This is a genomic window from Streptomyces boninensis (assembly GCF_048572725.1).
Classification (GTDB): domain Bacteria; phylum Actinomycetota; class Actinomycetes; order Streptomycetales; family Streptomycetaceae; genus Streptomyces; species Streptomyces boninensis.
Genome location: NZ_CP183837.1, coordinates 956,385 through 982,336 on the forward strand (window position 1 = coordinate 956,385; position 25,952 = coordinate 982,336).

The window sequence follows — 25,952 nt, forward strand, 5'->3', positions numbered from 1 at the left end:
AGCTAGCCGACGACCAGGCCGTTCAGCTTCTCCAGCGACTCCTTCAGCGCGGCGTTCCCGGACTCCTTCAGCTTGCCCGCCATCATGGCCACCGCGCCGCCGCTGAAGCTCCCGTCGATACGGACCGTGCTGGCGTCGCCGTCGGGGGTGACCGTGTAGCGCGTCGTCATCTTGACGCCCATGGGGCCCTTGCCGGCGAGCGCGATGGTGCTGCCCTCCGCCAGCTCCTCGACGGTCCACACGGCTTCCGCCGGGAAGCCCATCAGCTTCATGCCTTCCGAAAAGCTGTCGCCCTCCTTCAGGTCGCCGGGCACGCCCTTGGGGAACCCGGTGTGAGTGACGCTCCAGTCGCCGTACACGGAGAAGTCCGTGAGCTTCGCCCAGACCTTGTCCGCGGCTGCCTCGATGCGTGCTTCGGCGCTGATGTCGGTCATGTGCGACCACCTCTCTGGTCGGGCCGGGGTGTCGCGGAACGTAGCCGCGGCGGGCGCAACTTACAAGACTGACGACCCGTCAGTTCTGCGCCGGCGTACCGGTGACGGACAGGCCGCGCAGCCTGCCGACGTTGTCGAACGAGCCGAAGCCCACCCGCCCGGAGCCGAAGGTCTTGTCGGTCGCCGTCATCAGCGGATCGCGCGCGCCGTCCACGTACACCCCGATCTCCCCGGTCGCCGCGCAGTGCTTCACCGCCACGTCGTGCCAGTCGGCGTCGGTGATCGCCGGATCCGCGCCGTGGTAGCCGGTCCACTGGTGGTCGATGCGCTCGCGGTCGGCGTTGTTGACCTTGAAGATGCCGTTGTGCGGCAGGATCGTGTTGTCCTGCGACAGGTGGGCGTAATAGAACTCCGTGTCCGAGCGATAGCCGAAGACCACGACCACATCACGGTTGGAGACATCCACCGGCGTATCGAGCCGCACCTGCCCCTTCCAGGTCATCGCCCCGAAGCGCGGCCCGGCGTTCAGCACCGCGTATTCGTACGGGCGGCGCGGGCCAGGGCGCTCCGCGCCCGCCTCGGCGAGGATGGCCTCGTCGCCGGGGAACTGCCACTTCGACGGGGTGACCGGCGCCCACTTGTCGCCGCCCATCACATCGGTCACCGTGGTGCCGCCGGTGCGGCAGGAGGCGAACTGGCGGGTGCCGGTGACCCGCCACACCTTCCCGTTCGCCTTGGCGATCAGGTACAGCTCACCCGCCGCGTCCCTGCCGAAGCGCAGGTCGACGCGCTTGTCGCCGGCCAGGTCCTGGGCGGTGACGCGCTTGCCGGACGCCTTGTCGTAGAGCATCAGCTGGTGGATCTGCGCCATCTTCTCCGGTGCGGCGTCGCGGTCCATCTCGTCGGCCTCGGTGTAGAAGACGCGGCCGTCGACGAGGTCGCCGAAGAGGTACTTGCCGCGCAGCTGCTTCGCCTTGTCGCCGCGGTAGACGAAGCCGCCGGAGATCGCCCGGCCGATGTCCGACTTGCAGTCCCAGTCCGGCGGCGGGTCGTGGTCGTAGGCGGCGACCGGGTACGTGTAGCCGTACTTGTCGTCGTCGGCCGGCAGCGGCTTGTACGTGTCGCAGGGGTCGGCCGGGGCCTTGTCGTAGACGAACGGGCCCTCGCGCTCGCTCCAGCCGAGGTTGTCGCCTGAGCGCACCTCGTACACGGACTCCACGGCGTGCTGGCCGATGTGCCCGAGGAACATCCGGTGGCTGCCGCCCGCGTCCCAGCTGAAGCGGTGCGGGTCGCGCATCCCGTACGCGAAGATCTCGCCGATCGCGCCCGGCTTGCCCACGAAGGGATTGTCCGCGGGGATGCCGTACTTGCCGTTGTCGCTGTTGTTGCCGCGCGGGTCGAGGCGCAGGATCTTGCCCTGCGGGATCGCGAGGTTCTGCGGGTCGGTGTTCTTGTAGCCGATGCCGCCGTCGCCGACCGCGGCGTAGAGCTTGCCGTAGTCGCGGGTGCCGGGCTCGGCGGTCGGATTGAAGCCGATTTGCTGGATGCCGTGGATCTGGCCGTTGAAGCCGATGCGGAGCACCTCGCGGCGGGTGCCGTCGAAGGTGCCGGCGGCGGGGTTCTTGGCGGTCCACTCCGTGATGATGCCCTGGTATTCGGCGCTCGGCTGCTGCGGCGTCAGGTCGGGCTGCTTGCCGGACTTCGAGGCTAGCTCGGTGTGCACCGTGTAGAAGATGCCGTTCCGCTTGAAGTCCGGGTGGAAGGCCGCATAGCCGAAGCCCTGGCCGAGGCCGCGGCCCGAGAAGAACGCCGGGGCGAAGGTCTCGCCGACGTCGAGGTAGGTCTGCGGCTTGCCGCCCTTGACCAGGTAGAGCTTGCCGTTCAGGTCGGGCACGGCGAGCCGGCCCGAGCCGTCGGGGAGCTCGTCGAGGGCGTTGATACGGGCGTGCCGCATCAGCCGCGGGTCGGTCGGCGGGGGTGTCGGCTCGGACTTGGGGAACTGGGCGTACTCCTCCACCTCCAGGCCGATGCCGGACTGGACGGGCTTCGGGAGGAGCGGGTCGGCGGCGGCCGCGGCCCGGGTGGGCGCGGCGGTCAGGAGGGCGGCGGACAGGGCAAGGGTGAGCGCGAGGACGAGGGACCGCAGTCTCCCGCCTGGGCGTGAGGGCACGGAGGCACTCCGTTCATCGAGGGCTGTGACGGGGTGGGGTGGTCCCCGTCATGGGCGCTGCTCAGGTGCGGTGCTGCTCAGGTGCGGTGCTGCTCAGGTGCGGTGCTGCTCAGGTGCTGCCGGTGCTCAGGGCCGCGTCGAGGTCATCATCCGGTGCTGCTGCCGCACCTCGGCGGCCGACACGGCGCGGTCGAGGAACATGAGGCTGTCCATCCGGCAGTTGCAGGGATTCCGCTCGCGGTTGTTCTGCGGGAAGCTGCCGCCGATCTTGATACCGGCGGGGTCGGTGGGCGAGGCGCGGTGCTCGCCGGGTCCTTCGACTCCCCAGGGGTCGCCGTCCACCGCGTAGAAGCCGTCCAGGCGCTTGCCGTTACGGAACAGCGCCATCGAGCCGTCGTCGTAGTCGAAGGTCGCGGCCAGGTGGACCCATTCGCCCTGCGGCAGCACGCTGCGCCAGTCGGCCGAGGCGGCGAAGGTCTGCGAGGCGCCGTCGTCCAGGCGGCGGCCGAGGGCGACGACGCGGAGTTCACCCTTGACCTCGATCAGCTCCAGCAGGGCGCGGACGCCGTGGCCGTCGGAGTTGCCGGCGAGTACGCCGATGAGGCCGATGGCGCCGTAGCGGTCGTCGGGGTCGGGGGTGTTGGAGTCCGGGGCGGGGTTGTCGCCGGTCATCTTGAACCAGCCCATGACCGTGGCGCCCTTGGCGCCGTTGAAGGCGTGCAGGGTGGGCACGCCGGCGGCCGCGTAGAGGCCCGCCTTCCAGTCGTCGTTCCCGGCGGTGCCGGGGTTGATCTGGGCGGCCTGCAGGGCGGGTCCCGCACCCGGGAAGGCGGCGTCGGGTACGCGCATCGCGGGGCCGCCGCCGATCAGCTGGATGTCCGTACCGGACCGGCCCCGGTCCTGCTCCTCCGCGGGGGATCCGGGCACGGGGTGCCCGAAGTCGTAGTGGGCGACGAGGTTCTTCCGCAGCCCGGGCAGCACGCGCTGCGGGCCGGCGCCGTCATCCGCCTGGACCGGGCCCGCGAGCAGGGCGGTGACCAGCAGCGTCAGGCCCGCGGCCAGGGCTGTTGGGTGATTCGGCATCCGTACTCTCCTCTGTCCCAGGAGGGGTGGCGAACGTCCAGTAAGCGTTTTCTTTCTGAGCCTGTCGCGGACCGTATCCACGGGGACATGACCACGTCAAGATCGCGTGCAGTACTACTTGTATACGAGATTTCACGCATAACTCCCGCCCCTTCGGACAGTCATGGGCCAACTGACACCGGTGGATCGGAGGCTCGTCATCACAGCGCAAACAGCGCAGACAGCTCAGGGTTTCGGGGGCAACCCCGAGGAAGTCAGGGAGACCGGACACTACGCACACGAGTACATACCGAGCTTCGTGGAGAAGTGGGACTCCCTGATCGACTGGGAGAAACGAGCGGAAAGCGAGGGCAATTTCTTCATAGACCTGCTCCGCAAGCGCGGCGTCCGCAGCGTGCTGGACGTCGCGACCGGCACCGGGTACCACTCGGTGCAGTTGCTCAACGCCGGCTTCGAGACCGTCAGCGCCGACGGCAGCGCGGCCATGCTGTCCCAGGCCTTCGACAACGGCCGCGACAACGGCGGCCACATCCTGCGCGTCGTGCAGGCGGACTGGCGCTGGCTCAACCGGGATGTGCACGGCGAGTACGACGCGATCGTCTGCCTCGGCAACTCGTTCACGCACCTCTTCGACGAACGCGACCGGCGCAAGGCGCTCGCCGAGTTCTATGCGATGCTCAAGCACGACGGCGTCCTGATCCTCGACCAGCGCAACTACGACGCGATCCTGGACCGCGGCTACAGCAGCAAGCACACGTTCTACTACTGCGGCGAAGACGTCGCCGTGGAGCCCGAGTACGTGGACGACGGCCTGTGCCGGATGCGCTACCGCTTCCCGGACGAGTCGGTCTACCACCTCAACATGTATCCGCTGCGCAAGGACTACACCCGCCGGCTGATGCGCGAGGTGGGCTTCCAGCGGGTCGACACGTACGGCGACTTCCAGCACACCTACCGGGACGACCAGCCGGACTTCTTCGTCCACGTCGCCGAGAAGGAGTACCGGATGGAAGCCGACCAGCCCGTGCACCTGGCGGGCCCCACCGGCACCGCGCGCAGCTACTACAACTCCCCCGACGCCGACACGTTCTACGCCACCGTATGGGGCGGCGAGGACATCCACATCGGCATCTACGAGGAGCCGGGCGAGCCCATCGCCGCCGCCAGCCGGCGCACCGTGGAGCGGATGGCGGCCCGGCTGAAGCTCGGCGAGGACAGCGTCGTCCTCGACCTCGGCGCGGGCTTCGGCGGCGCGGCGCGGCATCTGGCGGGCACGTACGGCTGCCAGGTGCGGGCGTTGAACCTCAGCGAGGTGGAGAACCAGCGGCACCGCGAGCTCAACTCCGCCCGCGGCCTGACGGATCGGATCGAAGTGGTGGACGGCGCCTTCGAGGAGATCCCGTACCCGGACGGCAGCGTCGACGTCGTCTGGTCGCAGGACGCCTTCCTGCACAGCGGCGACCGCGAACAGGTGCTGCGGGAGGCGGCGCGGGTGCTGCGCCCGGGCGGCAGCCTGGTCTTCACCGACCCGATGGCGACGGACGACTGCCCGCCGGGCGTCCTGCAGCCGATCCTCGACCGCATCCACCTCGACGATATGGGCTCACCCGGCTATTACCTCGGCAAGCTGCCGGACCTGGGCTTCACGCTCGTGGGCGCCGGCTTCGAGGAGCACCGCGAGCAGCTGGTGACGCATTACGGGCGGGTGCTGGAGGAGACGGAGCGGCAGGAGGCCGATGGTCTGGGGCGGAAGGTCAGCTCGGACTATCTGGCGCAGATGAAGAAGGGCCTCGGACACTGGGTGGAGGGAGGCCGCAGGGAGCATCTGACCTGGGGCATCTTCCACTGTGTGCGGTCGGCTGACAGTTAGCGGATGGCGCGGGTCGGCGGCTGCCGCCGGCCCGCGCTGCTACTTCAGAGGCTTCAGGCGCGGGATGACCCGCTCGCCGAAGAGCGCGGTCTGCTCCAGGAGTCCGGCGCGGGTGCGGGCGGGGAGCGTGAGGGTGACGCCGGTGACGCCGGCCGCGGACTGCTCGGTCAGGTCCTCCACTACGGCATCGGCGTCGATGTCCGCGCCGGAGAACATGTTCAGGCTGCGCGGCATGAAGGTGACATCGATCGGGTCCGTACGGCCCGCTGACGCGGCGTACTCGCGGAGATAGCCGAGCCGGGCGCGGAGGTCGTCCAGGCTCTCGATGCCGGGGGTCCTGAGCGTCCCGGAAGCCTTTGCGGGTGCGGGCATCGGCAGCCAGCCGTCGCCGAGGTCGACCACGCGACGGATCGCGCGCTTGCTGTTGCCGCCGATCCAGACGGGGATACGGGACTGGGCGGGCCGCGGCAGCATCGTATTCCCCGCCGCGGCGTATCCGGTCCCCTCGAAGACCACGGACTCGCCGGTCCAGGCGGCGCGCATGGCGCGCAGCGCCTCGTCGAGGCGGTCATTGCGATGGGTGAACTCCGCGCCCAGGGCGGCGAACTCGCCCTCCAGATATCCCGCGCCCACGCCGAGGATGACGCGGCCGCCAGAGAGCGCATCCAGCGAAGAAGCCATCTTCGCGGCAGCGAACGGATTGCGGTACGCGGGCACGAACAGATTGGTGTGCAGCCGCAGCGTGGCCGTCGCCGCGGCCGCGAACGACAGCGTCACCAGCGGGTCCACGGTGTGGTGCCCGCCGCGGGCCAGCCACGCGTCGTCGGGAAAGGGGTGGTCGGTGACGAACACCGCGTCGAACCCGGCCGCTTCGGCGGCGCGGGCCATCTCCATGACCGCCTCGGCGCTGATCAGATCGGCGCCGGCGTCGACCAGGTGGGTGGGGAGCCCGAGCGAGAGAAACATGACAGCAGCTTATCTGACGCACCGTCAGTTACCAGTGGCGGCAACGGCATTCCGGCCCTGAACAGAACCTAGGCATTGACAGTAGTTACGGACCAGCAGCACACTCCTGCCAGTTAAGGTCCAGGCCGAAATAGCGACGGTGGAGGGACATGAGGCGCAGAGAGGTGATAGCCGCGGGTGCGCTGGCGGTTGCGGGCACCCTGCTGGCCGGCTGTGGCGGCTCCGGAGGAGCCGGGGGCAAGTCCACGGTGACCATGTGGACGTATCCGGTGATCGTCGACGAGAAGCAGCACCAGGCGTTCTGGGACGCCGCGGAGAAGGAGTTCGAGAAGAAGAACCCCAAGATCGACGTCAAGGTCGAGATCTTCCCCTGGGCCAACCGCGACGAGAAGCTCACCACCGCGATGGCGGGCGGCAAGGGCCCCGACGTCGGCTATCTGATCCCCGACCAGCTCCCCAAGTACGCGCCGAACATCGAGCCGTACGACGACCACATCTCCCCCGAGGCCAAGAAGGCCTACCGCCCCGCCGCCCTCAAGGCGACCACCGTCGACGACCAGCTCATGGGCGCCCCGCTGCTGATGAGCAGCAACCCGCTGATCTGCAACAAGAAGGTCTTCGACGCGGTGGGCGAGAAGGACTACCCCACCACCTGGGACGAGATGCTGAAGCTGGCCCCGAAGTTCAAGGCCAAGGGCTACGACATCACCACGTACAACGGCGACGCCACCGCCACCCTGAACATGACCTACTACCCGCTGCTGTGGCAGGCGGGCGGCGATGTGTTCAGCGAGGACGGCAAGTCGGTCGCGTTCAACAGCCCGCAGGGCGTAAAGGCCCTGAAGTTCCTGCGCACGCTCGCCGACAAGGGCTACACCGAGAAGTCGGCGCTGACCAAGGCCAATCTCAACATCGAGCAGACGAAGATCGGCCGTAACAAGGTCGCCTGCACCTGGCAGCACCAGCCGATCGAGGTGGAGAAGTTCTGGGGCAAGGAGAACATCCACGTCGTCGGCCCGCTGAAGGATGACCAGCAGGTCACGTACGGCACCGTCGGCGCGCTGTCGATGTTCAAGAAGGCCCAGAACAAGGACGCGGCCGCGAAGTGGATCAACTTCGTCACGTCGAAGAAGATCATGGATGAGTACGACAAGAAGTCCCAGTTCTACTCCCCGCTCGACGGCAACGACCTCTACGCCGACGACCCGGTGAGCGGCGCGATGGAGAAGACCCTCGACAAGGTCGACGTCGGCCCGCTCTACGAGAAGGCCCGCGACGTGATGGGCGTGCTCGCCCCGGAGCTCCAGGCGGCGCTCACCGGCAAGAAGTCGCCGGAGCAGGCCCTCGAGGACGCGGAGAAGGCCGCAAAGGGGATCACCGGCTGATGGCCACCCAGCTCATCGCACGCAAGCACGGATCGGCGCCGCCCCGCCGGCGCCGGTCCGTGCTCGCCCGCCGCGACGCCCGGGCGGGCCTGCTGTTCGTGCTGCCGTGCTTCCTGCTCTTCCTCGTCTTCCGCTTCGGGCCCGCGGTGGCGGGCACGGTGCTCGGGTTCTTCGACTACAGCATCGGCGGCACCGCCGAGTGGAAGGGCCTCGACAACTTCCGGCGCCTGTGGGAAGACCCGGTGTTCTGGTCGGCGCTCAAGGTCACCCTGATCTACTCGCTGATCGTGGTGCCGGTCACCGTCGGGGCCGCGCTCGGCATGGCGCTGCTGACCCGGCGCGCCTTCCGCGGCGTGCGGTTCTTCCGGTCCGTCTTCTTCCTGCCGGTGATCACCAGCCTGGTGCTGGCCGGCGCGATCTTCCGCTGGCTGTTCTCCGCCGAGGGCCCGTGGACCACCATGCTCGGCTGGGTCGGCCTCGGCGGCACGCCCTGGCTGGAGAGCTCCACCATGGTCATCCCGGCGCTGGCGCTGGTCGGGGTCTGGTCGCGGTTCGGCTACGGCATGCTGATCCTGCTCGCCGCGCTGCAGAACGTGCCGCGCGAGCTGGAGGAGGCGGCGAGCATCGACGGCGCCGGCGCCTGGCAGCGCTTCCGCCACGTCGTGCTCCCGCAGCTGCGTCCGGCGCTGTTCTTCCTCGCCGTGATCGAGACGACGATGTCCTTCCAGGCCTTCGACGCCATTTACACGATGACCGGCGGCGGTCCCGCCCACGCCAGCTTCACCCTCGTCTTCAACCTCTACGAGCAGGGGTTCAAGTACTTCGACCTCGGCTACGCCGGCGCCATCGGCGTCGCGCTGTTCATCATGACGCTGGTGGTGGCGCTCATCCAGCGGCTGCTCCTGGGGAGGGACAAATGACCGTGACCACCGCCTCCCGCCCCCGGCCGGCCGGCCCGGCGGTCGACGGCTCCGCCGACGCCGCCCGCCGCCGGGCCCGGCGCGGCAGCGCGCTGCGCAGGACCGGCCGCGGCGTGCTGCTCACCATCGGCTCGCTGGTGGCCGTCTTCCCGTTCTACGCGATGGTCGTGCTGTCCCTGAAGCCGGCCGAGGCGATCAGCTTCCCCGGCAGCCTCACCCCCTGGGACCTCGACGGCGGCGCGTACTCAGGCATCCTCGGCGCGCAGGACATCCTGCGCTGGACGCTGAACACGGCCGTGTACTCGGTCGTCTCCGTGGTCCTGGTGCTGCTGCTGGCCTCGATGGCGGGCTATGCCTTCGCCAAGAAGCGCTTCCCCGGCAAGGAGCCGCTCTTCTGGTCCTTCATCGCGATGGTGATGGTGCCGTACCACGTCACCCTCGTACCCACCTTCATCCTGATCGCCGAGGCCGGCGGCGTGGACACGTACTGGGGGCTGATCGTCCCGACCCTCGCGAACGCCCAGGCGGTCTTCCTGATGCGGCAGTTCATCCAGGCGCTGCCGGACGAGCTCTTCGAGGCGGCGCGGCTTGACGGCTGCTCGGAGTGGCGGGTGTACGTGTCGATCGTGCTGCCGCTGACGAAACCCATCCTGGCCACGCTCGGGATCTTCGTCTTCCTGTGGCACTGGAACGACTTCCTGTGGCCGCTGGTCATCGCACAGAGCACGGACATGCGTACGCTGACCACCGGCATCGCCTCGCTCAACCAGCAACAGGTGCCGTTGAACCAGCTGTTGGCCGGATCCGTGGTCGCGCTGGTGCCCATCTTTTTCGCCTATCTGGTCGGACAGCGGTACGTTCAGGAAGGCGTCGTCATGTCGGGGATCAAGGGGTGAGCGTGCTCACGGTGGGGGTCATCGGTCCCGAGGACCTGGTGCAGAAGGTCCTGGCCGTCGGAGCCGCCGGCACGGAGCGGCTGGTGCCGTGGCCGTACCGGCACGAGGACGAGGCCATCGAGGTCGTGCGCAAGGCTCGCGGCGACGCGGATGCCCTGCTGTTCACGGGCGTGGTGCCACACACCCTCGCCGCGGCGGAGGGGCTGCTGGAACGGCCCGCGATGTACGTCCCGTACAGCGGCGCCACCTTGCTGCGCGCCCTGGTGGAGCTGCTGCGGCTCGGCCACGACGTGTCCCGCATCTCGATCGACACGCTGCTGCGCTCCGAGGTGATGGAGACGCTCACGGAGGCCAAGCTGCCGACGGAGCATGTGCATGTGCTGCCGTACCGGGCCGGGCTGACGGGACAGGATCTGGTCGACTTCCACCGGTCGGCGCGCGAGAAGAAGCGCACGCAGGTGGCGGTGACGTGCCTCGGCTCGGCCTTCCACACCCTGGACAGCGAGATGCACACGGTCCGCCTCGCCCCGTCCCGGCACTCGATCCGCGCCACGCTGCAGGCGCTGGTGCTCGCGGCGTCGGCGGCGCACAGCGGGGACGCGCAGGTGGCGCTGGGCATCGTCGACATCCCGGCGGCGGACGCCGAACTGGCTGCGGACCTCGCGGTCCTGGGCGGCAGCCTGGCGGACCTCCCGGACGGGCAGCGGCTGGTGGTGACCACGCGCGGCGTGCTGGAGAACGCGAGCGAGCACTTCACGCGGCTGCCGCTGCTGGACGCGCTGGCGGGGCGGCACGACACGGTGCACGTCGGCTTCGGACTCGGGCGTACGGCCGCGGAGGCGGAGTCGCTCGCGCGGCGCGCGGTGAACCGGGCACGGTCGGTGGGCGCGGTGGCCGGGGTGGTGTCGATGCAGGACGACGTCGACATCGTCATCGAGACGGAGGACGGCGCGGCGGGCGACCGCCCGGCGTCGGGTCCGGAGAGCCTGGCCACGCTCGCCCGCCGGGTCGGCCTGAACGCCCAGACACTCGGCCGGCTGCGGGAGCTGATCGAGAACGGCCCCGGGGACGACGTCACGGCCCAGGCGGTCGCCGACCACCTGTCCGTACAACAGCGCACCGCACGCCGGATCCTGAAGCGCCTGGAGCGAGCGGGCGTGGCGGTGCCGGTGGGGAGCACCCGGTCGGAGCCGGTGGGCCGGCCGCGGACGGTGTACCGGGTGCAGTTGTAGGGGACGGCAGGACATGGACCCAGGCACCCGCGAAGAGGTCCTCGGCCACCTGGCCGAGGCCGTCCGGTCCGTCACCGCCACCCACCCGACGCGCGTCGCCATCGACGGACCGCCCGCCGCCGGCAAGACCACCCTCGCCGACCAGCTCGCCGTCGTCCTGCGCGCACAGGGCCGCGATGTCATCCGCGCGACGGTCGACGACTTCCTCTTCCCCCGGGCACGGCGCTACCGGCGCGGCGAGTACTCGGCCGAGGGCTGCTACTTCGACACCCACGACACCGTGTCGCTGAAGCGGGCGCTCCTCGATCCGCTCGGTCCGGGCGGAGACCGCCGCATCCAGCGCACGGTCTACGACCGCACCACGGATACGGTGCTGTCCCCACCGGTCACGACGGCGCCCACCGACGCCGTGCTGGTCTTCGACGGCGTCTTCCTGCTGCGCCCGGAGCTGATCGACCGGTGGGACCTGAGCGTCTTCGTGTCGACCGCGCTGGAGAAGACCGTGGAGCGTGCCGTGATCCGGGAGGGTGGGGTGTCGGCTCCGGCCGCGGTGGAGCGGCGATGGCGGGAGCGTTACCTCCCCGCCCAGCAGCTGTACTTCGCTGCGGCTCGCCCGGCCGATCACGCCGACTTCGTCGTGCACAACGATTAGTCGGCCTCGCGCCCTACCCCAGCTCGTGCCCCAGCCCCGCCCCCGTCGGCACCTTCACCCACCCGCCGTCCGCCGCGGCGAACGCCGTCGGCGCCAGCGGCTCCTGGTCCACCAGCAGCGGGCCCACCAGGTCCGCCGGCACCGTCGCATGCGGCAGCGCCGCCGCCAGGTGCACGGCGGCCAGTGTGGCCACGCCCAGCTCCGGCATCGTGCCGATCTTCAAGGCCAGGCCCGCCGCCTCCGCCAGGGCCGCGATCTGGCGGGCCCGGTAGAGGCCGCCCACCTTGAGGATCTTGATGTTGAGTACGTCGACCGCGCCCCGGCGGATGAGGTCGAGCGCGTCATGCGGCGACTGCATGCTCTCGTCCGCCATCACCCGCACCCCGGTCTGCCCGCGCAGCGCGGCCAGACCGGCCACGTCCCAGTGCGGCAGCGGCTGCTCAATCAGGTCCAGGCCCGCGTCCGCCAGCGAGCGCAGCGTACGGGCGGCCGTGGACGGGGCGTAGCCCTCGTTCGCGTCCATCGACAGCTCCACGCCGGCCGGCAGGCCGTCGCGTACGGCACGTACCAACTCCACATCGAGCGCCGGGTCCACGCCGCCCTTCACCTTGATGTGCGTGAAGCCCTTCGCCGCGTACTCGACGGCCTCCGCCGCCATCTCGTCCAGCGTCCCGAGGCCCACCACCCACGCGGTCGGCACGCTCTCCCGCACCCGGCCGCCGAGCAGCAGGTGCACCGGCCAGCCGGTGCTGCGGCCCGCCAGGTCGTGGAGCGCCATGTCCAGCGCGGACTTGGCCAGGTGCTGGCCGCGTATCGCCGCGTCCATCCGCGCGTGCGCGCCCGCCAGGTCGCGGGGGTCGAGGCCGGTCAGCGCGGGGGCCAGATGGTCGTCGATCGCCGCCCGCAGCCCGGCCATCGTGTCGCCGGTGAACGCGGTCATCGGCGACGCCTCGCCGTAACCCGAGAGGCCGTCCGCGTTCTCCACCTCCACGACGAGGCTGACGAGTTGCGGGCTGGTGCCGCTGCTGATGACGAAGGGGCGAAGATACGGCGCCGAAACGACGCGCGTACGGACCGAGGCGATTCTCAAGCGCGGCTCCTGACACTGCGGCCTGCGGCTTCACGCCCGGCCTGATGACCCAGTTACGGCCTAGACCGTAACTGGAGGAACGTGCGGTGACAAGGAGTCGAAAGGTCATCTCCCCGTGATGCGGCGGGGTTTGGGCCACGAGCGCGCTAAAGGCATCCGGCCCACGTCTTGACGGTCCGCAATCACGCCGCTTACTTTTCGGCCCAGGCCATAATCGCGCCGCGTCGTCGAGAGGACCCGCCGCCATGCCCGTACGGGACACGCCCCTTCCCACGGTGCTCGATCCGGGGGGCCGGACGATCGGCGCCGAGGAGCGCGCGGCCGTGCTCAGGGTGCTCGACTCCGGCGTCCTGTGCAGCACGTTCGGCGGCGAGGGGCGGGCGCTCGAGGACGAGATGGCGCGGCTGTACGGGCGCGCCGCGGCGGTGGCGTGCAGCTCCGGGACCGCCGCACTGCATCTGGCCGTCGCGGCGGCCAGGATCGGCCCCGGCGACGAGGTCATCACCACGCCCATCTCGGACTTCGGCACGGTCGGCCCGGTGCTGGCCCAGGGCGGCCGGGTGGTCTTCGCCGACGTCCGCCCCGAGGACGGCAACCTGGACCCGGACGCCGTCGAGGCCGCCATCACCCCGCGCACCCGCGCCATCATCGCCGTACACCTCTTCGGCGGCGCCGCGGACACGCAACGACTGCGCCGCATCTGCGACGCCCACGACCTGCTGCTCATCGAGGACTGCGCGCAGGCGTGGCTGGGCGAGCACACAGGCGGGGATGGGCACGGCCGCCTCCTCGGCACCACCGGCCACATCGCCTGCTTCTCCCTTCAGCAGTACAAGCACATCACCGCCGGCGACGGCGGCCTCGCGATCACCGACGACCCCGAACTCGCCCGCCGCATGCGCCTCTTCGCCGACAAGGGCTGGGACCGCACCGAGGGCCGCATCCACCGCGAGCCCGGCCTCAACTACCGGATCACCGAGCTCGCCGCCGCCGTGGCGCGGGCCCAGCTGGGCAAGGTGGCGGAGGTGGTACGGGCCCGGCGCGAGCGCGCGGACCAGCTCGCCACCGCGCTCGACGGCCTGCCCGGCGTGGGCCTGCCCCCGCGGCGTAGCGGCCACGCGTGGTGGCTCTTCCCGCTCCTGGTCGACGACAACGCCCGCTGGGCGAAGGGCCTGGCCGCCGAGGGCATCCCGGCCATGCCCGGCTATCTGGAGCGACCGCTCTACGCGAACCCGGTCTTCGCCGGCTACCCGGCCGGGCTGTGCCCGCAGGCGGAGCGGCTGATCGACCGCACGCTCCTCGCCCTCCCCTGGAACGAGGCCTACTCCCCCGCCGACGTAGCCGACATCGCCGAGGCCATCCGCCGGGTGCACGCCGCATGACCGCGTACGAATGGCTGCGGCCGAGCCCCGCCGAGCGCGTCCGCCTCGACGTCGACGTGCTGTACGGCCCGTGGCCCCGGCACCCGTACGACCTGGACCTGGCCGCCGTCCGCGCCCGCCTCGCCGGCTCCCCCGTCGAGCGTGGCCTCGCGCTCTCGACTCGCGGCGCCCTCTTCGACTCGGCCGCGGGCAACGCGCAGACGCTCAAGGACTTCGCCGACTGCCAAGACCTGTTGCCCGTAGGCACCGTAGACCTCCGCGACGCCCTCGCCGCGGAGCCGCAGCTCGACGCGCTCGCGGCCGCGGGGGTCCGCTTCCTGCGGCTGTTCACGGCGGAGCAGGGCAGCCCGGACCCGTACTCCCCCGGCTACCGGCACGTCGTCGGCGAGGCCCTCGCCCGCGGCCTGGTCCTGCTGCACGACGGCGACCCGCGCCGCTACGGCCCGGCGCTGACGGACCGCGGCGCGCAGGTGGTCTTCCTCGACCTGCACGCGTATTTCCTCGCGGACTTCCTGCTGCTGGCCCGCCGGGAGCCGGGGTTCCGGGCGACGACGCGGATGCTGTCGGCGCCGGATTCGGTGGAGCGGGTGGTGGAGAGCGTGGGCGCGCGGCATCTGGTCTTCGGATCCCGTACGCCCTTCATGGACATCTCGCCGCAGACGCTGCGGCTGCGCTACGCCCGTATCTCCGCAGCCGACCGGGCGGCGATCGCGGGCGGCAATGCCGAGGAGTTGCTTGCCTGATGCCGATCATCGATGTGCATGCGCACTGGGGGCCGTGGCCGTTCCACATGGACGTGGCGGGGGCCGGGCTCAATGTGCGGCTGATGGACCGCTACGGGATCGACCTGCAGATCGTGTCGGCGTCGGAGGCGGTCACGTACGACGCGGTGGGCGGCAACGCGGCGCTCGGCGAGGTGCTGGCCGCCGAGCCGCGGCTGCGGGGCTATGCGGTGGTCAACCCCAACCGGATCGAGGAGAGCGCGGCGGATCTGCGGCGCTGCCTGGATACGGGGCGGTTCGTCGGGGCGAAGATCCATACGACGTATCCGGGGCGGGCGATCGGCTCGCCGCAGATGCGGGAGGCCTTCGCGATGCTCGATGAGGCGGGGGTGCCGCTGCTGCTGCACACGTGGGGCACGGATGTCGCGCTGCTGCCGGGGCTGCTGGCGGACCTGCCGCGGCTGCGGGTGATCGTCGGTCACGCGGGCGGCGATGCCTGGCAGGAGGCGGCGCATGCGGCGGCGGCGTGCGACCGGCTGTATCTGGAGCACTGCCGGACGGTCGCGGACGCGGGGCGGGTGGCGTACGCGCGGGAGGCGGGGGTTCCGGTGGAGCGGCTGCTGTTCGGTACGGACTCGACGCTGGTGGATCCGTGCGTGGCGCTGGGGGTGGTCCGGGACGCGGGCTTCACGGCGGCGGAGCTGGAGCGGGTGCTGTGGGGGAACGCGGCGGAGCTGTTCGGGCTCGACGGCATGGCGGCGGGTTAATTAGGACTGCCGCTGTCCGCATTGGGTGTCAGGCTGCCCCCATAGCCGTTACCCACCACGAACGGAGCCCCCGATGAGCCGCCACATCCAGATCACCTTCGACGCCCACGACCCGGCGGCCCTGTCGACCTTCTGGCGCGACGCCCTCGGCTACGTCCACCCGGCTCCGCCCGGCGTGGAGGTGCCCGAGGGCGCGGACCCGCTGGCGGCGTGGGACGACTTCCTCGCGCGCATGGGCGTACCGGAGGACCAGCGCAACACGCGCTCGGCGATCGAGGACCCGGACGGCCAGGGCCCGCGCGTCTTCTTCCAGCAGGTCCCGGAGGACAAGGTCGCGAAGAACCGCGTCCACCTGGACGTCCGCGCGGCACCCGGCCTGCAGGGCGACGAGCGGATGGCGGCCCTGGAGGCGGCGTGCGACCGCCTGGTCGCATTGGGCGCGAAGCGCGTCCAGCGCTTCGAACCGGAGCCGCCGCTGGGCGGAGGCCACATCGTCATGACCGACCCGGAGGGCAATGAGTTCTGCCTGGACTGAGGGCGGTTAGCGCTCCTTCGCCAGCGCCTCCAGTACGTCCACGACCCGCTCCCGCTCGCCGGGCGCCATGGCCGGACCGTACGGGTCGCACGCCGCCGGCTCCGGGATCAGGCCCTCCCAGACCGCGGCCCACAGCATCCGCTGCACGTAGCCCTCGATGGGGGCGTAGAAGGTGGCCTCGGCGAAGCGGTCCAGGCGGGCTGAGGCCCGGACGAAGGCGGTCTCGTCGCGCGCCGTCCACGCGTCCAGAACGGCCGTCGTCAGCTCGACCTGTGCCGCCGCGATCCCGACCAGCGCCGTGTCGGCGCCCCACATCAGGGAGGGGCCGAACATCCGGTCTTCGCCGGTCACCACCAGCCGTCCGGTCGGCTCCGCCGCGCGGATCGCGTCCTGGCAGGCCATCGCCCGGTCCAGGGTAGCGAGTTTGACGCCGAGGGCGGTCGGGAGGGTCAGCAGGTCGCGGATGAGGTCCGGCGGGTACGCGTACCCGCCGGCCTCGCCGTGCAGGTAGAAGCCGAGCACCGGCAGCCCGCTCTCCGCGGCGATCCGCTCGTGCAGGGCGACCGCGCGCTCGTGGCCGTCCGCGAGGGTGGCGAAGGCGGCGAGCGGATACGCCATCACCGCGTCCGCGCCGAGCGCCGCCGCGGCCACCGCCATCCGCAGCGTCGCCTCCACCGACTCCTCGATCGCGGCCTCGGCCGATACGGCGGTCAGCCGGACGTCCCGCGGCACCCCGACCCCGGCGATCACCGGGCGGGTGGTCGACGCCCGCCAGGCCCGTAGCACCGCCGCCCGGTCGGACTCGCTCAGGTACAGGCCGCGGCCGGTGTGCGCCCAAACCGCCAGGCCGCCGATGGGTTTGGCCGCGACGGCGGCGGCGTAGGCGTCCAGGGCGTCGTAGTCGACGGTGCCGTCCGCGCGCATGGGAGTGAGCACCGCGGGCAGGGTCGTGCCCCGCAACCGGCTGATGAGTTCCTGTGTCATGCGCCCATCCCTCTCCGCTCTTCCTCAACTGCCCCTCGCACGCTAGCCTTTTCGGCCTGGACCGTAAAGAGAAGGGCGCCCATCCATGCGACTCGGCCTGTACGTGAACCTCTACGCCGACGACTCCGACCGGCCCCTACTCGCCGACGCCGTCGAACAGGCCCGGCTCGCCGAGGAGGCGGGCTTCGACTGGGTGGTGCTCGGCGAGCGCCACCTGCACCGCCCCGGCTACCACGAGGCGCTCACCTCGCTCACCTGGCTGGCCGCCCACACCGACCGCATCGGACTGGCGACGGCGGGACTGATCGCCCCGGTCTACCACCCGGCGTGGCTCGCCGAGACCCTCGCGCACATCGACGTCCTCTCCGGCGGGCGGCTCACGGCCGGCTTCGTGCTGGGCTACCGGCCCGAGGAGTTCGCCCTGTACGGCACCGAGCCGCGCGAGCGCGTCGCCCGCTTCACCGAGTGCCTCGACCTGGTCAAGCGGCTGTGGACGGAGGACGCGGTCAGCCACGACGGGCGCTTCACCACGCTCGACGACGCCTTCCTCTCGCCGCGCCCGGCCCAGCGCCCCCGCCCGCGCGTCTGGAACGGCGGCCGGGTCTCCGCCGCGCTCGCCCGCACGGCGCGGATGTGCGACGGGTGGACCACTTCCTTCAACGAGACCGATGCCGAACTCCCGGAGAAGATCGCCGAATACCGCGGCTACGAGCGCGGCCCCGACACCCTCGGCGCCGAAGTGATCGTCTGCCGCGAGGGCTACTGCGCGCCCACCTCCCAGGACGCCCGCAAGACCCTGGAGGAGCCGCTGCGCGGGCTGTACGACGCGTACGGCGACTGGAAGCGCACCTCCATGGACGCCGCCCGCTACGCCCAGGAGTGGGACGACATCGAGGCCCGCAGCGTAATCGGCTCCCCTGACCAGTGCGCGGAACGCCTCGGCGGCTACGCGGACATGGGCGCCGACGGCGTCATCCTGCGCATCCAGCCGCCGGGCATGCCGCAGGCGGACGCGCTGCGCTCGATCGAGGCCTTCGGCAAGGACGTGCTCCCGCGCCTCGCACACTGAAGCCCGCACCCCGCATCCCTTGACGCGGTCCCCACGCCACCCTATTTTCTTCGCAGTTACGGTCCGGTCCGTAATACAGCTCGCTCATGCTCACCGGTGACTCCGGAGGAATCATGAAAGCGCACGCCCGGATCCAACGCCTCGCCGTCGCCTCGGCCGCCGCCCTCACCGTGCTCGCCGGCGTCCTCGGCGGCACCGGCACCGCGGACGCGGCCACCTCGCAGGACTTCGGCCCGACCGTGATCACCGACATCCCGAAGGCGCCTCCTGTGGGGACCCCGGCCACCCAGAAGGTCGTGCCGATGGCGACCATCACCACCCCGGTCACCGCGGGGCAGACCGCCTACGTCTACTCGGAGTTACGCGCCTACGCCGCCGACCAGGTCAACCTCGTCGACAACGAGGTCCGCTGCTCGGGCGCCGGCACCTCGAACGTCGTCATGGGCGAGAACGTGCTCCCCGCGACTGGCGACCCGGCCCACCGCGACATCAACATCATCACCCGCTTCCTCGTCTCCGCGACCAGCACCGGCACCCTGAGCTGCACGCTCTACCTGCGCACCGCGTCCACCTCCGCCTACGTGGCCAAGGAGACCGTCTCGGGCAACCTGCGCTTCGCCGACACGTCGGTGGGCGAGGACGCGAGCGGCCTCGCCCTGCAGAAATCCCTCCCCGAGGGCGGCCTCCCGGTCACCGGCACCACCACCGCGCCGGTCCTCGACCGCACCCTGCCGCCGGGCTATGGAAAGCTCGCCGTCATCGCCGACGTGGAGTACCACCGCTGCGCGGGCACGGAGCCGTGCACCGCCAACTACTCCGCCGCCGAGTTCACGCTCACGGCCACCACATCCGGCGGTACGAGCTGCGCGAGCGCCCCCGCCGCGACCACGACGGAGTCGGTGCCGCGCGGCGTGAACCACGCGGCCATCCCGCTCTACACCATCGTGACGCTGGCCCCCGGCTGCACCAAGGTCCACGCCCAGGTGACGACCACCCACACCGGTGGCGACATCGGCTCCGTCGGCGGCGCGGCGTCCGGGCTCACCGACTCCACCGGCCAGTCCGGCGACACCCCCAACCACACCTCGGCGATGACGCATCTCTTCGCCGTCCCCAGCTGACCCCGGCACCCCCCACCCGAGAGAGGAAGCCCTGTGCGGCAACCGAGAACGATGCTCCTGGCGGTGCTGTCGGCGCTGGTCGCCGTGCTCGCCGCGACCGGCCTCCAGCCCGCGTCCGCCGGCGGCGCCGCGGCCCCCGAAGGCCCGCGCTCGCTGGGGACACCGCTGAAGGACGTCCTGCACCTGGGCGGCACCGTCGGGACGACGGCCGACGGAAAGCGGGTCATCTGGACGGCCACCTCCGGCACCCCCGCCTCCCTGAGTGCGGTCGACCCCACCTCGGGCAAGCCGCTGCTGAATGTGCCGCTTCCGGGCGCCTCCGGGGCGTACGGCGTGGAGCAGGCGGAGGACGGCACGGTCTACGCGGGCACGTACGACGACGGCAAGCTGTTCCGGCTGGCGCCGGGCGCGACAAAGGCCGAGGACCTCGGCGTCCCGATCGCGGGCGAGACGTACGTGTGGGGCATCGTCGTCGCACCCGACGGCACGGTCTACGGCGGCACTTCGCCGGGCGGCAAGGTGTTCAGCTGGAACCCGGAGACGAAGAAGTTCAAGGACTTCGGCGCCATGGCGGCCGGCGAGACCTACGTCAAGAGCATCACGTACGCGAACGGCAAGGTCTACGCGGGCGCGTACTCCTCCTGGAAGGTCACCGAACTGGACCCGGCCACCGGCGCCAAGCGCGCGCTCCCGGCCCCGCCCGGGATGACCGACCCAAAGAAGAAGATCGTCAACGACCTGCGGGCCCACGGGAACTTCCTCTACGCCCGCGAAGGCACCTTCCCCGGCCCGCTGCGGGTCTACGACCTCACGAAGGGCGCCTGGACGGACACGGTGGAAGGAGCGGCGGGCCTCGACGTGTCCCCGCCGGGGCCGGACGGACGGGTCTGGTTCTACCGGCAGTTCGAGGCGGGCTCCGCGGAGCTCATCGGCTACGACCCCGAGACGCACGCCCAGCAGCGCACCGGTCTGAAGTCGTACGGCCGGATCGTCAACACCCGCGGCATCGGGTGGGCGCCGGTCGGCGCCGACGGCTACCCGGGCGACAGCATCGTCGGCCTTACCTGGCGCGGCCTGATGTTCCGCTACAACCCGCAGACCGGGAAGTCCGCGACCGTGCGCAGCGGCGTCCCCGGCCAGCCAACCCAGATCCTCGCGCTCGCCCCGGCGGGCAAGGGCAAGGTCTACGCGGGCGGGTTCCTGCAGGGCGGCCTCTCGACCGTGTCGACGGCGGACGGCAAGGCGCGGTACGAGCGGTTCAGCCAGATCGAGTCGCTGCTGCCCACGCCCCAGGGCCTCCTCATCGGCGCCTACCCCGACGCCCGGGTCTACCGCCACGACCCGGCCAAGCCCTGGTACAGCTCGGAGTACAGCGATGAGCCGCCGAGCGGCACGGAGAATCCGGCCAAGCTCCTCGACCTGCACTCCCACACCCAGAGCCGGCTGCAGGGCCTGGCGGTGACCGCGGGGAGGATCGTCACCGGGTCGACGCCCTCCGGCGACTCCCTGGGCGGCACCCTCGCCGTACTGGAGGAGAAGACCGGCAAGCAGGAGAAGGTCCTCGACAACTTCATCAAGGACGAGGGCATCACCTCCCTCACCGCGGGCGACGGCGTCGTCTACGGCACCACCACGGTCGCCGGCGGCATCTCCACCACCCCGCCCACCCAGGACAAGGCCACGGTCTTCGCCTACGACGTGGCCACGGGCAAGAAGCTCTGGGAGGTCAATCCCTCGGCGAAGGCCAAGACCATCTCGGCCATCACCCGGGACAAGGCCGGCCGCCTCTGGACGGTCGTGGACGGCGACGTGCTCCGGCTCGACCCAGGGACCGGTCGCACGCTGCACACCCTGGACACGACCGAGGGCGACGGCGGCGGCGCGGGCCAGCTCGCCCTGGCCGACGACGGCAGGACGCTGTACGCGCACGTCGGCGGCGAGCACGTGATCAAGGCCGACACCAACAGCCGCAAATGGCAGCCCCTGTTCGACCAGCCCGCCCTGCGGATGGTCTACAACGCGGGCGAGCTGCTCTTCGCCAAGGACGCCGAACTGCTGGCATGGAAGGTGGAGTAGCGTGCTGATGGAACGAACCATGGTCTGGTGGCGACGGTGGATCGTGGTGACGACGGTGCTGGTGACAGCGCTCGCCGGCACCGGAGTGGGGGCGCCGCCCCCGGCCTCGGCGGCGGCGCCGGAGACGTGGGACCGCGGCGAGATCCCGCTCACCTCCACCACCGCGGCCGGCGGCGAGACCGCCCGTATGCCCGACGGCTCCGTCCGCACCTATCTCACGGTCAGCGGCAAGCCCGCCTATCTCGCGGAGATCGACACGTTCTCCGCGAAGGTCCTGCGCATGATCCCGCTCCACGTCCCCGACTCCTCCTCGACGGAGCAGCCGCCGGACACCGGCGCCCAGGGCGCCTGGGGCGTGTCCATCGACAAGCGGGGCACGGTCTTTGTCAGCTCGTACGGCTTCGGCCATGTATACCGGCTGCCCTGGCAGGCGCAGCAGATCGAGGACCTGGGACGGCCGTCCCCGCGGACGAGCTTCACGTGGGAAGGGGACACCGACCACAACGGTGTCTTCTACTTCGGGACCAGCGAATTCTTCGGGCCGGCGCCGCTGCCCGGCGGGAAGCTGTTCTCGTGGGACCCGGAGACGCGCAAGTACCGCGACTACGGGGACTGGGGCGCGAAATACGGCTACGTGCGGTCCGTCGAGCACGCGGCGGGCAAGATCTACGCCGGTCTGGGCCCGTCCACCGGCCTGTGGCAGGTGGACCCGAGGAGCGGGAAGCGCACCGAGATCCCGCCCCCGCCGGACATGCCCACCGACAAGTACGCCTACCAGCTCGAGGACGAGGGCGGCTATCTCTACGTCCTCTTCTCCGGCGGCACCTCCGCCTCGGTCGGGTGGGTGCTCAACCTCAAGACCCTCAATTGGGAGCACCGGATCGCGGGCTACGGCGGCCAGACGATCACCTCCGCCGACGCGCAGGGACGGGTGTATCTCGTCGACTCGGGCGAGCTGAAGCGCTACGACCCGAAGCGCGGCGTCCTGACGGGGACCGGCTTCAAGGGCGGCACCGAACAGGCCGACAAGGGCGGGCTCGGAGCCGGGAAAGGCCTGGGCCGGGTGACTGATCCGGCGAGCGGTCACGAGACCATCGTCGGCGCCACCTCCGGCGGCGATCTCTGGCGGTACGACACCGTGTCGAAGACCGGCACGTTCGGCCATCTCGACGGCCTGAAGGGGACGCCGACCGCGCCCCGGTCCCTCGCCAAGGGGCCGGACGGGAGGATCTACGCGGGCGGCTACTTCCAGGGCGGACTGGCCGTGTACGACCCGGCGACCACCAAGTGGCAGACCCACCCGTTCTCCCACCAGATCGAAGGCATGGGCGCCCACGACGGGAAGATGTACTTCGGGGTCTATCCCAACGCCCAGCTGTGGGAGTACGACCCGGCAAAGCCCTACGGAGACGGCAACCCGAGGCTCCTGTTCGACCTCAAGGCCGAGGGCCAGGAACGACCATGGACGGTCGTCGGCGCCGGCCGCTACGTCGCCGTGGGCACCTCGCCCAAGAACAGCCAGGCGGACGGCGCGGTCACGCTCTACGACCCGGCGACCGGCGAACGTCGCACCTGGACATCGGGCCTGGCCACGGGCGCGAACCAGATCTCCGCGCTGACCTACCGCGACGGTGTCGTCTACGGCGGCACGCTCGGCTGCTGCAACGCCGACGGCTCCAAGCATCCCGGACAGGCCTTCGCCCTGGACGCCGCATCCGGCGAGGTGCGATGGCAGTCCACACCGCTGCCGCAGGAGCAGGGGATCGCCGGGCTGACCTTCGACGGGCAGGGCCGGCTGTTCGGCCAGTCGTACGGAACGGTCTTCGAACTGGACCCGGCTTCCGGGAAGCTGCTCCGCTCGGTGGAGGAGTTCCCGTACGCCTGGGACACCGTGACCAACTTCCAGCCCCGGGCGGTGAACATGGCGTACGACCCCGGCGACAACGCCATCTACACCACCAACGGGACGACCAGGCGCATCGACCCGGACACGCTCGCGGACACCGGCCCGAACTACAAGACGTCGTTCGCCGCCGTGTCACCGGGAGCGAGCAAGTTCTATGTCCAGGGCGGGAATCTGCTTGAGGTGAAGTGGTACTAGTGCCGCGTCAGGCAACGAGGGCATCGCTGGCTGCTGCGCGGAAGTTCTTCACGGCCTGGTAGAGGGCGTGCGCTCGCTCGGCGGCGAGAGCGGTGTCCGCCGCTTTCTGGGAGGAGTCCCCTGCATGGGCGCTCTTCACCATCCGACGCATCACGCTGGAGAGGTCACCGGATGCGCGTTCCACACGGTCGGCTGCTTCTACCGTGGAAAACGGACCTTCAAGGATGACGACTTCCGCGGCACGGTGTACCTCCCGAGCCAGTGCGACGAAACGATGGACCTTCTCGTCCACGTCCCGCAGGTCAGGAGTCTCCGGCTGGAGTGCACCCAACACTGAGTCCATAGCGATGTCTCGGTCGTGAAGAGCACCGAGGTAGTTCGCGTAGGCGTCCCTGCGGTGCTGCCTGCGCCACTGGTCGAACTGCGAGCGTGCCGTCGCACGCCCGTTCACCAACGCCGCGCCGATGGTGGCGAGGGAACCTACGGCGGCGCCGACCAGTGCAGCGAGTCCAGCATCCATGACCCCCATTCTGTCGTTCCCTGCTGATCCGGGTTCCCGGCTCCTCGAAGCCGACCGCAGCGTCGGCGAGCTGGTCGACGCGCTCGGGACCAGCCAGCCCGCGGTGTCAAAGCACCTCAAGGTGCTGAAGCAGGCCGGGTTCGTCACGAGTCGTACGGAGGCGCAGCGGCGGATCTACCGCATCGACGCACGTCCCTTCCAGGCCCTCGACGACTGGCTGCAGCCGTATCGCGCCCTGTGGGACCGGCACCTCGACGCTCTCGAGCGCCACCTCGACCACCTGGAGGAGTCATGACTCCCACCGACCGGGCCGACCAGCCCTACCGCCCCAGCCCCCTCGCCCCCGCCGGCTTCGAGCCGGACGGCGATCGCTGGACCCTCGTCTTCACCAGAGACCTCAGGCATCCGCCCGCCAAAGTCTGGGCCGCGCTCACGGAGCCGGGCCAGCTCGCCGCCTGGGCGCCGTACACCGCGGACCGCGACCTCAACCGCACCGGCGCCGCCACCTTCACGATGATCGACGACGAGCATCCGCAGGACCTGGCCGCCGATGTCGTACGGGCCGAGGAGCCGGCACTGCTCGAGTACACCTTCGGCGGCGACCGGCTGCGCTGGATTCTCGAGCCGACCCCCGCCGGCACGCGGCTCACGCTCCGGCACACGGTCGCGGGCCGCGACTGGCTCCCGAAGGCCGCGGCGGGCTGGCACATCTGCCTGGACGTGGCCGAGCGGCTGCTCGACGGCAATCCGATCCCGCCCATCCGCGGCGCCCATGCGATGAACTTCGGCTGGAGCGAGCTCAACGCCCAGTACGCGGCGAAATTCGGCATCGAGGACACCGGCCCACCCGAGCATCTGGCCTGAGGATCGTCGCCGGCTCAGCCGATGCCAGGCGCCGGTCCGGCCACGCCGACGAGATCGGCGAAGGCCGGGCCGGGGCCTTGGGTGGCGAGCAGGAGAGCGCCTTCGAGGGGGCCGGAGAGCGGCTCGGCCACGGCCAGGCCGAGCTCTCCGGCGCGGCGGGCGAAGGCGGCGGCGAGCGCCGGGTTCTGCGGGAGGCGTCCGACGGTGCAGCAGTGGGGTCCGGGCGAGGGCTCGGTTCCGGCGGCCGGGCGCGGGCGCTGCCGGGCGATACCAGCGCGCGCTCCGTCCGGGAGCCGGCGCTCCTGGCCGAGAGCCGCGCGGGCCGCGAGCGCGGCGCTCGTGGCGAGGGCGGCCGCCGCCGCGGCGACGATTGCGGCGGCGGTCTCGTCGCCGGCCTCGGCGGCGCGCAGCACCGCGAGCGCGAAGTCCGAGACGAGCTCGGTCGGATGGGCCGCCTCGTGCAACCGCCGGGCCCCGTCCAGGCCCAGGCCGCCGAGGTGCTGCCGCGCCGGCTCCACAAGGGAGGTCGCAGGGCCGCGGCCCTCCACAGCGGCCATCGCCGCACGCAGTCCGGCCCGCCCGATGTCCGCGCCACTCCCGTGGTCGCCGAGGATCGGGCCGAGGCCGTCCACCCGGACGCACCGGCGCCCGTCCGACCAGAGCGCCACGGCGCCCGTACCGGCGGACACCACGACGCCCGGCGCCCCGCCGAATGCGCCGAGATGGGCGGTGACCGCATCCTCGGTGACGAGCACGCGACCCGCGCCCAGGCGCTCCCGGACGGCCGCGGCCAGCGCCCGCCGCTCGTCCTGACCCGCCGGCGCGGCGGTGGTGCCGACGGCCACCACGGACGGCGGATACGGCAGGCCCAGGCCCGCGACCGCCTCGACCACGGCATCGACGCCGCTGGTGCCCGGCTCTGCGCCGCGGGCGACGGAGGGGGCGCTCATGCTCTCCGCGAGAAGCGGCGCCTTGTCGCCCGCAGCGTCCGCAGCGTCCGCCGGAATGGCCGCCGTAGCGATCACGCCCGCTGCCCGGCCAGGCGCAACGCCCCCCGCGGATCCGTGACCGCCCACGCGCTCGCGCCCACCCCCGCAAGCCACCGCCCGCGTA

The 25,952-nt window shown here is 71.1% G+C and carries 24 protein-coding genes; 16 read left to right on the forward strand and 8 right to left on the reverse strand.

Features of this window, described 5'->3' with window-relative positions; all coding sequences use genetic code 11:
• Positions 1–2: 2 nt before the first annotated feature.
• The 3 genes from ACNNMR_RS04270 to ACNNMR_RS04280 all read right to left on the reverse strand — a co-directional run bounded on the left by ACNNMR_RS04270 (position 3) and on the right by ACNNMR_RS04280 (position 3,687).
• On the reverse strand, positions 3–434 hold the full coding sequence (locus ACNNMR_RS04270) for an SRPBCC family protein (protein WP_419993148.1): 432 nt from the start codon (positions 432–434) through the stop codon (positions 3–5).
• 79 nt (positions 435–513) lie between these two features.
• Positions 514–2,604 (reverse strand): PQQ-dependent sugar dehydrogenase, encoded by a 2,091-nt coding sequence (locus tag ACNNMR_RS04275; RefSeq protein ID WP_419993149.1) that lies wholly within the window; start codon positions 2,602–2,604, stop codon positions 514–516.
• 126 nt (positions 2,605–2,730) lie between these two features.
• The gene (locus ACNNMR_RS04280; protein ID WP_419993150.1) at positions 2,731–3,687 is read right to left on the reverse strand and encodes a LamG-like jellyroll fold domain-containing protein; all 957 of its coding nucleotides are present in this window, start codon (positions 3,685–3,687) and stop codon (positions 2,731–2,733) included.
• Positions 3,688–3,985: 298 nt separating this feature from the next.
• Between ACNNMR_RS04280 and ACNNMR_RS04285 the strand changes: the two genes are divergently transcribed.
• Positions 3,986–5,557, forward strand: coding sequence for a methyltransferase domain-containing protein (locus ACNNMR_RS04285; RefSeq protein ID WP_419993151.1), 1,572 nt, complete (start codon positions 3,986–3,988; stop codon positions 5,555–5,557).
• 39 nt (positions 5,558–5,596) lie between these two features.
• Here the strand turns inward: ACNNMR_RS04285 and ACNNMR_RS04290 are convergent, their stop codons facing one another.
• Entirely contained in the window at positions 5,597–6,523 is a 927-nt protein-coding gene (locus ACNNMR_RS04290; protein ID WP_419993152.1) for a TIGR03619 family F420-dependent LLM class oxidoreductase, read from the reverse strand.
• A gap of 149 nt (positions 6,524–6,672) precedes the next feature.
• Here ACNNMR_RS04290 and ACNNMR_RS04295 point away from each other — a divergent pair, with 149 nt between their 5' ends.
• From ACNNMR_RS04295 to ACNNMR_RS04315, 5 genes are read left to right on the forward strand one after another with little or no spacing between them, the layout of a single operon-like run.
• Complete coding sequence (locus tag ACNNMR_RS04295) at positions 6,673–7,908, forward strand: ABC transporter substrate-binding protein (protein ID WP_419993153.1); 1,236 nt, start codon at positions 6,673–6,675, stop codon at positions 7,906–7,908.
• Positions 7,908–8,828 carry a carbohydrate ABC transporter permease gene (locus tag ACNNMR_RS04300; protein WP_419993154.1) on the forward strand — a complete coding sequence of 307 codons (921 nt, stop codon included), beginning with the start codon at positions 7,908–7,910 and terminating at the stop codon, positions 8,826–8,828. The genes ACNNMR_RS04295 and ACNNMR_RS04300 overlap by 1 nt, the downstream gene beginning before the upstream one ends.
• Positions 8,825–9,724, forward strand: a complete 900-nt coding sequence (locus tag ACNNMR_RS04305) for a carbohydrate ABC transporter permease (protein ID WP_419993155.1) — start codon at positions 8,825–8,827, stop codon at positions 9,722–9,724. Before ACNNMR_RS04300 ends, ACNNMR_RS04305 begins: the two co-directional genes overlap by 4 nt.
• Positions 9,721–10,956, forward strand: coding sequence for a hypothetical protein (locus tag ACNNMR_RS04310; RefSeq protein ID WP_419993156.1), 1,236 nt, complete (start codon positions 9,721–9,723; stop codon positions 10,954–10,956). The genes ACNNMR_RS04305 and ACNNMR_RS04310 overlap by 4 nt, the downstream gene beginning before the upstream one ends.
• A gap of 13 nt (positions 10,957–10,969) precedes the next feature.
• Positions 10,970–11,608 (forward strand): cytidylate kinase family protein, encoded by a 639-nt coding sequence (locus ACNNMR_RS04315; protein WP_419993157.1) that lies wholly within the window; start codon positions 10,970–10,972, stop codon positions 11,606–11,608.
• Positions 11,609–11,621: 13 nt separating this feature from the next.
• Here ACNNMR_RS04315 and ACNNMR_RS04320 read toward each other — a convergent pair whose 3' ends face one another.
• Positions 11,622–12,698 (reverse strand): mandelate racemase/muconate lactonizing enzyme family protein, encoded by a 1,077-nt coding sequence (locus ACNNMR_RS04320; protein WP_419993158.1) that lies wholly within the window; start codon positions 12,696–12,698, stop codon positions 11,622–11,624.
• Between the two features lie 245 nt (positions 12,699–12,943).
• Here ACNNMR_RS04320 and ACNNMR_RS04325 point away from each other — a divergent pair, with 245 nt between their 5' ends.
• The 4 genes from ACNNMR_RS04325 (at position 12,944) to ACNNMR_RS04340 (ending at position 16,104) form a co-directional block, all read left to right on the forward strand.
• On the forward strand, positions 12,944–14,080 hold the full coding sequence (locus ACNNMR_RS04325) for a DegT/DnrJ/EryC1/StrS family aminotransferase (protein WP_419993159.1): 1,137 nt from the start codon (positions 12,944–12,946) through the stop codon (positions 14,078–14,080).
• Entirely contained in the window at positions 14,077–14,823 is a 747-nt protein-coding gene (locus ACNNMR_RS04330; RefSeq protein ID WP_419993160.1) for a hypothetical protein, read from the forward strand. Before ACNNMR_RS04325 ends, ACNNMR_RS04330 begins: the two co-directional genes overlap by 4 nt.
• Positions 14,823–15,569: an amidohydrolase family protein gene (locus tag ACNNMR_RS04335; RefSeq protein WP_419993161.1), complete on the forward strand. Its 747-nt coding sequence runs from the start codon at positions 14,823–14,825 to the stop codon at positions 15,567–15,569. The genes ACNNMR_RS04330 and ACNNMR_RS04335 overlap by 1 nt, the downstream gene beginning before the upstream one ends.
• A 73-nt stretch (positions 15,570–15,642) precedes the next feature.
• Positions 15,643–16,104 carry a VOC family protein gene (locus tag ACNNMR_RS04340; RefSeq protein ID WP_419993162.1) on the forward strand — a complete coding sequence of 154 codons (462 nt, stop codon included), beginning with the start codon at positions 15,643–15,645 and terminating at the stop codon, positions 16,102–16,104.
• 6 nt (positions 16,105–16,110) lie between these two features.
• Here ACNNMR_RS04340 and ACNNMR_RS04345 read toward each other — a convergent pair whose 3' ends face one another.
• Positions 16,111–17,088 (reverse strand): dihydrodipicolinate synthase family protein, encoded by a 978-nt coding sequence (locus ACNNMR_RS04345; RefSeq protein ID WP_419993163.1) that lies wholly within the window; start codon positions 17,086–17,088, stop codon positions 16,111–16,113.
• Between the two features lie 85 nt (positions 17,089–17,173).
• Between ACNNMR_RS04345 and ACNNMR_RS04350 the strand changes: the two genes are divergently transcribed.
• From ACNNMR_RS04350 to ACNNMR_RS04365, 4 genes are all read left to right on the forward strand, one after another.
• Positions 17,174–18,157, forward strand: a complete 984-nt coding sequence (locus ACNNMR_RS04350; protein WP_419993164.1) for an LLM class flavin-dependent oxidoreductase — start codon at positions 17,174–17,176, stop codon at positions 18,155–18,157.
• A 113-nt stretch (positions 18,158–18,270) separates the two neighbouring features.
• Positions 18,271–19,278: a hypothetical protein gene (locus ACNNMR_RS04355; protein ID WP_419993165.1), complete on the forward strand. Its 1,008-nt coding sequence runs from the start codon at positions 18,271–18,273 to the stop codon at positions 19,276–19,278.
• A gap of 33 nt (positions 19,279–19,311) precedes the next feature.
• Complete coding sequence (locus ACNNMR_RS04360) at positions 19,312–21,354, forward strand: PQQ-binding-like beta-propeller repeat protein (RefSeq protein ID WP_419993166.1); 2,043 nt, start codon at positions 19,312–19,314, stop codon at positions 21,352–21,354.
• 7 nt (positions 21,355–21,361) lie between these two features.
• Positions 21,362–23,455 (forward strand): PQQ-binding-like beta-propeller repeat protein, encoded by a 2,094-nt coding sequence (locus ACNNMR_RS04365; RefSeq protein ID WP_420000257.1) that lies wholly within the window; start codon positions 21,362–21,364, stop codon positions 23,453–23,455.
• A gap of 7 nt (positions 23,456–23,462) precedes the next feature.
• On the opposite strand, the gene ACNNMR_RS04370 is transcribed toward ACNNMR_RS04365, so the two are convergent.
• Positions 23,463–23,975, reverse strand: a complete 513-nt coding sequence (locus tag ACNNMR_RS04370; protein ID WP_419993167.1) for a proline dehydrogenase — start codon at positions 23,973–23,975, stop codon at positions 23,463–23,465.
• On the opposite strand from ACNNMR_RS04370, the gene ACNNMR_RS04375 reads away from it, so the two are divergent.
• Positions 23,974–24,270 carry an ArsR/SmtB family transcription factor gene (locus tag ACNNMR_RS04375; RefSeq protein ID WP_419993168.1) on the forward strand — a complete coding sequence of 99 codons (297 nt, stop codon included), beginning with the start codon at positions 23,974–23,976 and terminating at the stop codon, positions 24,268–24,270. The two genes, ACNNMR_RS04370 and ACNNMR_RS04375, sit on opposite strands and share 2 nt — an antisense overlap.
• The gene (locus ACNNMR_RS04380) at positions 24,267–24,839 is read left to right on the forward strand and encodes an SRPBCC family protein (protein ID WP_419993169.1); all 573 of its coding nucleotides are present in this window, start codon (positions 24,267–24,269) and stop codon (positions 24,837–24,839) included. Before ACNNMR_RS04375 ends, ACNNMR_RS04380 begins: the two co-directional genes overlap by 4 nt.
• Before the next feature lie 14 nt (positions 24,840–24,853).
• Here ACNNMR_RS04380 and ACNNMR_RS04385 read toward each other — a convergent pair whose 3' ends face one another.
• A complete protein-coding gene (locus ACNNMR_RS04385; protein ID WP_419993170.1) occupies positions 24,854–25,864 on the reverse strand; it encodes a BadF/BadG/BcrA/BcrD ATPase family protein in 1,011 nt (336 codons plus the stop codon).
• Positions 25,865–25,952 lie beyond the last annotated feature (88 nt).

Excerpts from the sequence above, each read along its gene's own strand:
- ACNNMR_RS04375 (WP_419993168.1), top strand. The coding sequence starts at position 23,974 with ATGACCCCCATTCTGTCGTTCCCTGCTGATCCGGGTTCCCGGCTCCTC.
- ACNNMR_RS04325 (WP_419993159.1), top strand. The coding sequence starts at position 12,944 with ATGCCCGTACGGGACACGCCCCTTCCCACGGTGCTCGATCCGGGGGGC.
- ACNNMR_RS04355 (WP_419993165.1), top strand. The coding sequence starts at position 18,271 with ATGAAAGCGCACGCCCGGATCCAACGCCTCGCCGTCGCCTCGGCCGCC.
- ACNNMR_RS04365 (WP_420000257.1), top strand. The coding sequence starts at position 21,362 with ATGGAACGAACCATGGTCTGGTGGCGACGGTGGATCGTGGTGACGACG.
- ACNNMR_RS04370 (WP_419993167.1), bottom strand. The coding sequence starts at position 23,975 with ATGGATGCTGGACTCGCTGCACTGGTCGGCGCCGCCGTAGGTTCCCTC.
- ACNNMR_RS04270 (WP_419993148.1), bottom strand. The coding sequence starts at position 434 with ATGACCGACATCAGCGCCGAAGCACGCATCGAGGCAGCCGCGGACAAG.
- ACNNMR_RS04305 (WP_419993155.1), top strand. The coding sequence starts at position 8,825 with ATGACCGTGACCACCGCCTCCCGCCCCCGGCCGGCCGGCCCGGCGGTC.
- ACNNMR_RS04340 (WP_419993162.1), top strand. The coding sequence starts at position 15,643 with ATGAGCCGCCACATCCAGATCACCTTCGACGCCCACGACCCGGCGGCC.
- ACNNMR_RS04380 (WP_419993169.1), top strand. The coding sequence starts at position 24,267 with ATGACTCCCACCGACCGGGCCGACCAGCCCTACCGCCCCAGCCCCCTC.
- ACNNMR_RS04350 (WP_419993164.1), top strand. The coding sequence starts at position 17,174 with ATGCGACTCGGCCTGTACGTGAACCTCTACGCCGACGACTCCGACCGG.
- ACNNMR_RS04335 (WP_419993161.1), top strand. The coding sequence starts at position 14,823 with ATGCCGATCATCGATGTGCATGCGCACTGGGGGCCGTGGCCGTTCCAC.
- ACNNMR_RS04330 (WP_419993160.1), top strand. The coding sequence starts at position 14,077 with ATGACCGCGTACGAATGGCTGCGGCCGAGCCCCGCCGAGCGCGTCCGC.
- ACNNMR_RS04300 (WP_419993154.1), top strand. The coding sequence starts at position 7,908 with ATGGCCACCCAGCTCATCGCACGCAAGCACGGATCGGCGCCGCCCCGC.
- ACNNMR_RS04290 (WP_419993152.1), bottom strand. The coding sequence starts at position 6,523 with ATGTTTCTCTCGCTCGGGCTCCCCACCCACCTGGTCGACGCCGGCGCC.
- ACNNMR_RS04315 (WP_419993157.1), top strand. The coding sequence starts at position 10,970 with ATGGACCCAGGCACCCGCGAAGAGGTCCTCGGCCACCTGGCCGAGGCC.
- ACNNMR_RS04280 (WP_419993150.1), bottom strand. The coding sequence starts at position 3,687 with ATGCCGAATCACCCAACAGCCCTGGCCGCGGGCCTGACGCTGCTGGTC.
- ACNNMR_RS04295 (WP_419993153.1), top strand. The coding sequence starts at position 6,673 with ATGAGGCGCAGAGAGGTGATAGCCGCGGGTGCGCTGGCGGTTGCGGGC.
- ACNNMR_RS04345 (WP_419993163.1), bottom strand. The coding sequence starts at position 17,088 with ATGACACAGGAACTCATCAGCCGGTTGCGGGGCACGACCCTGCCCGCG.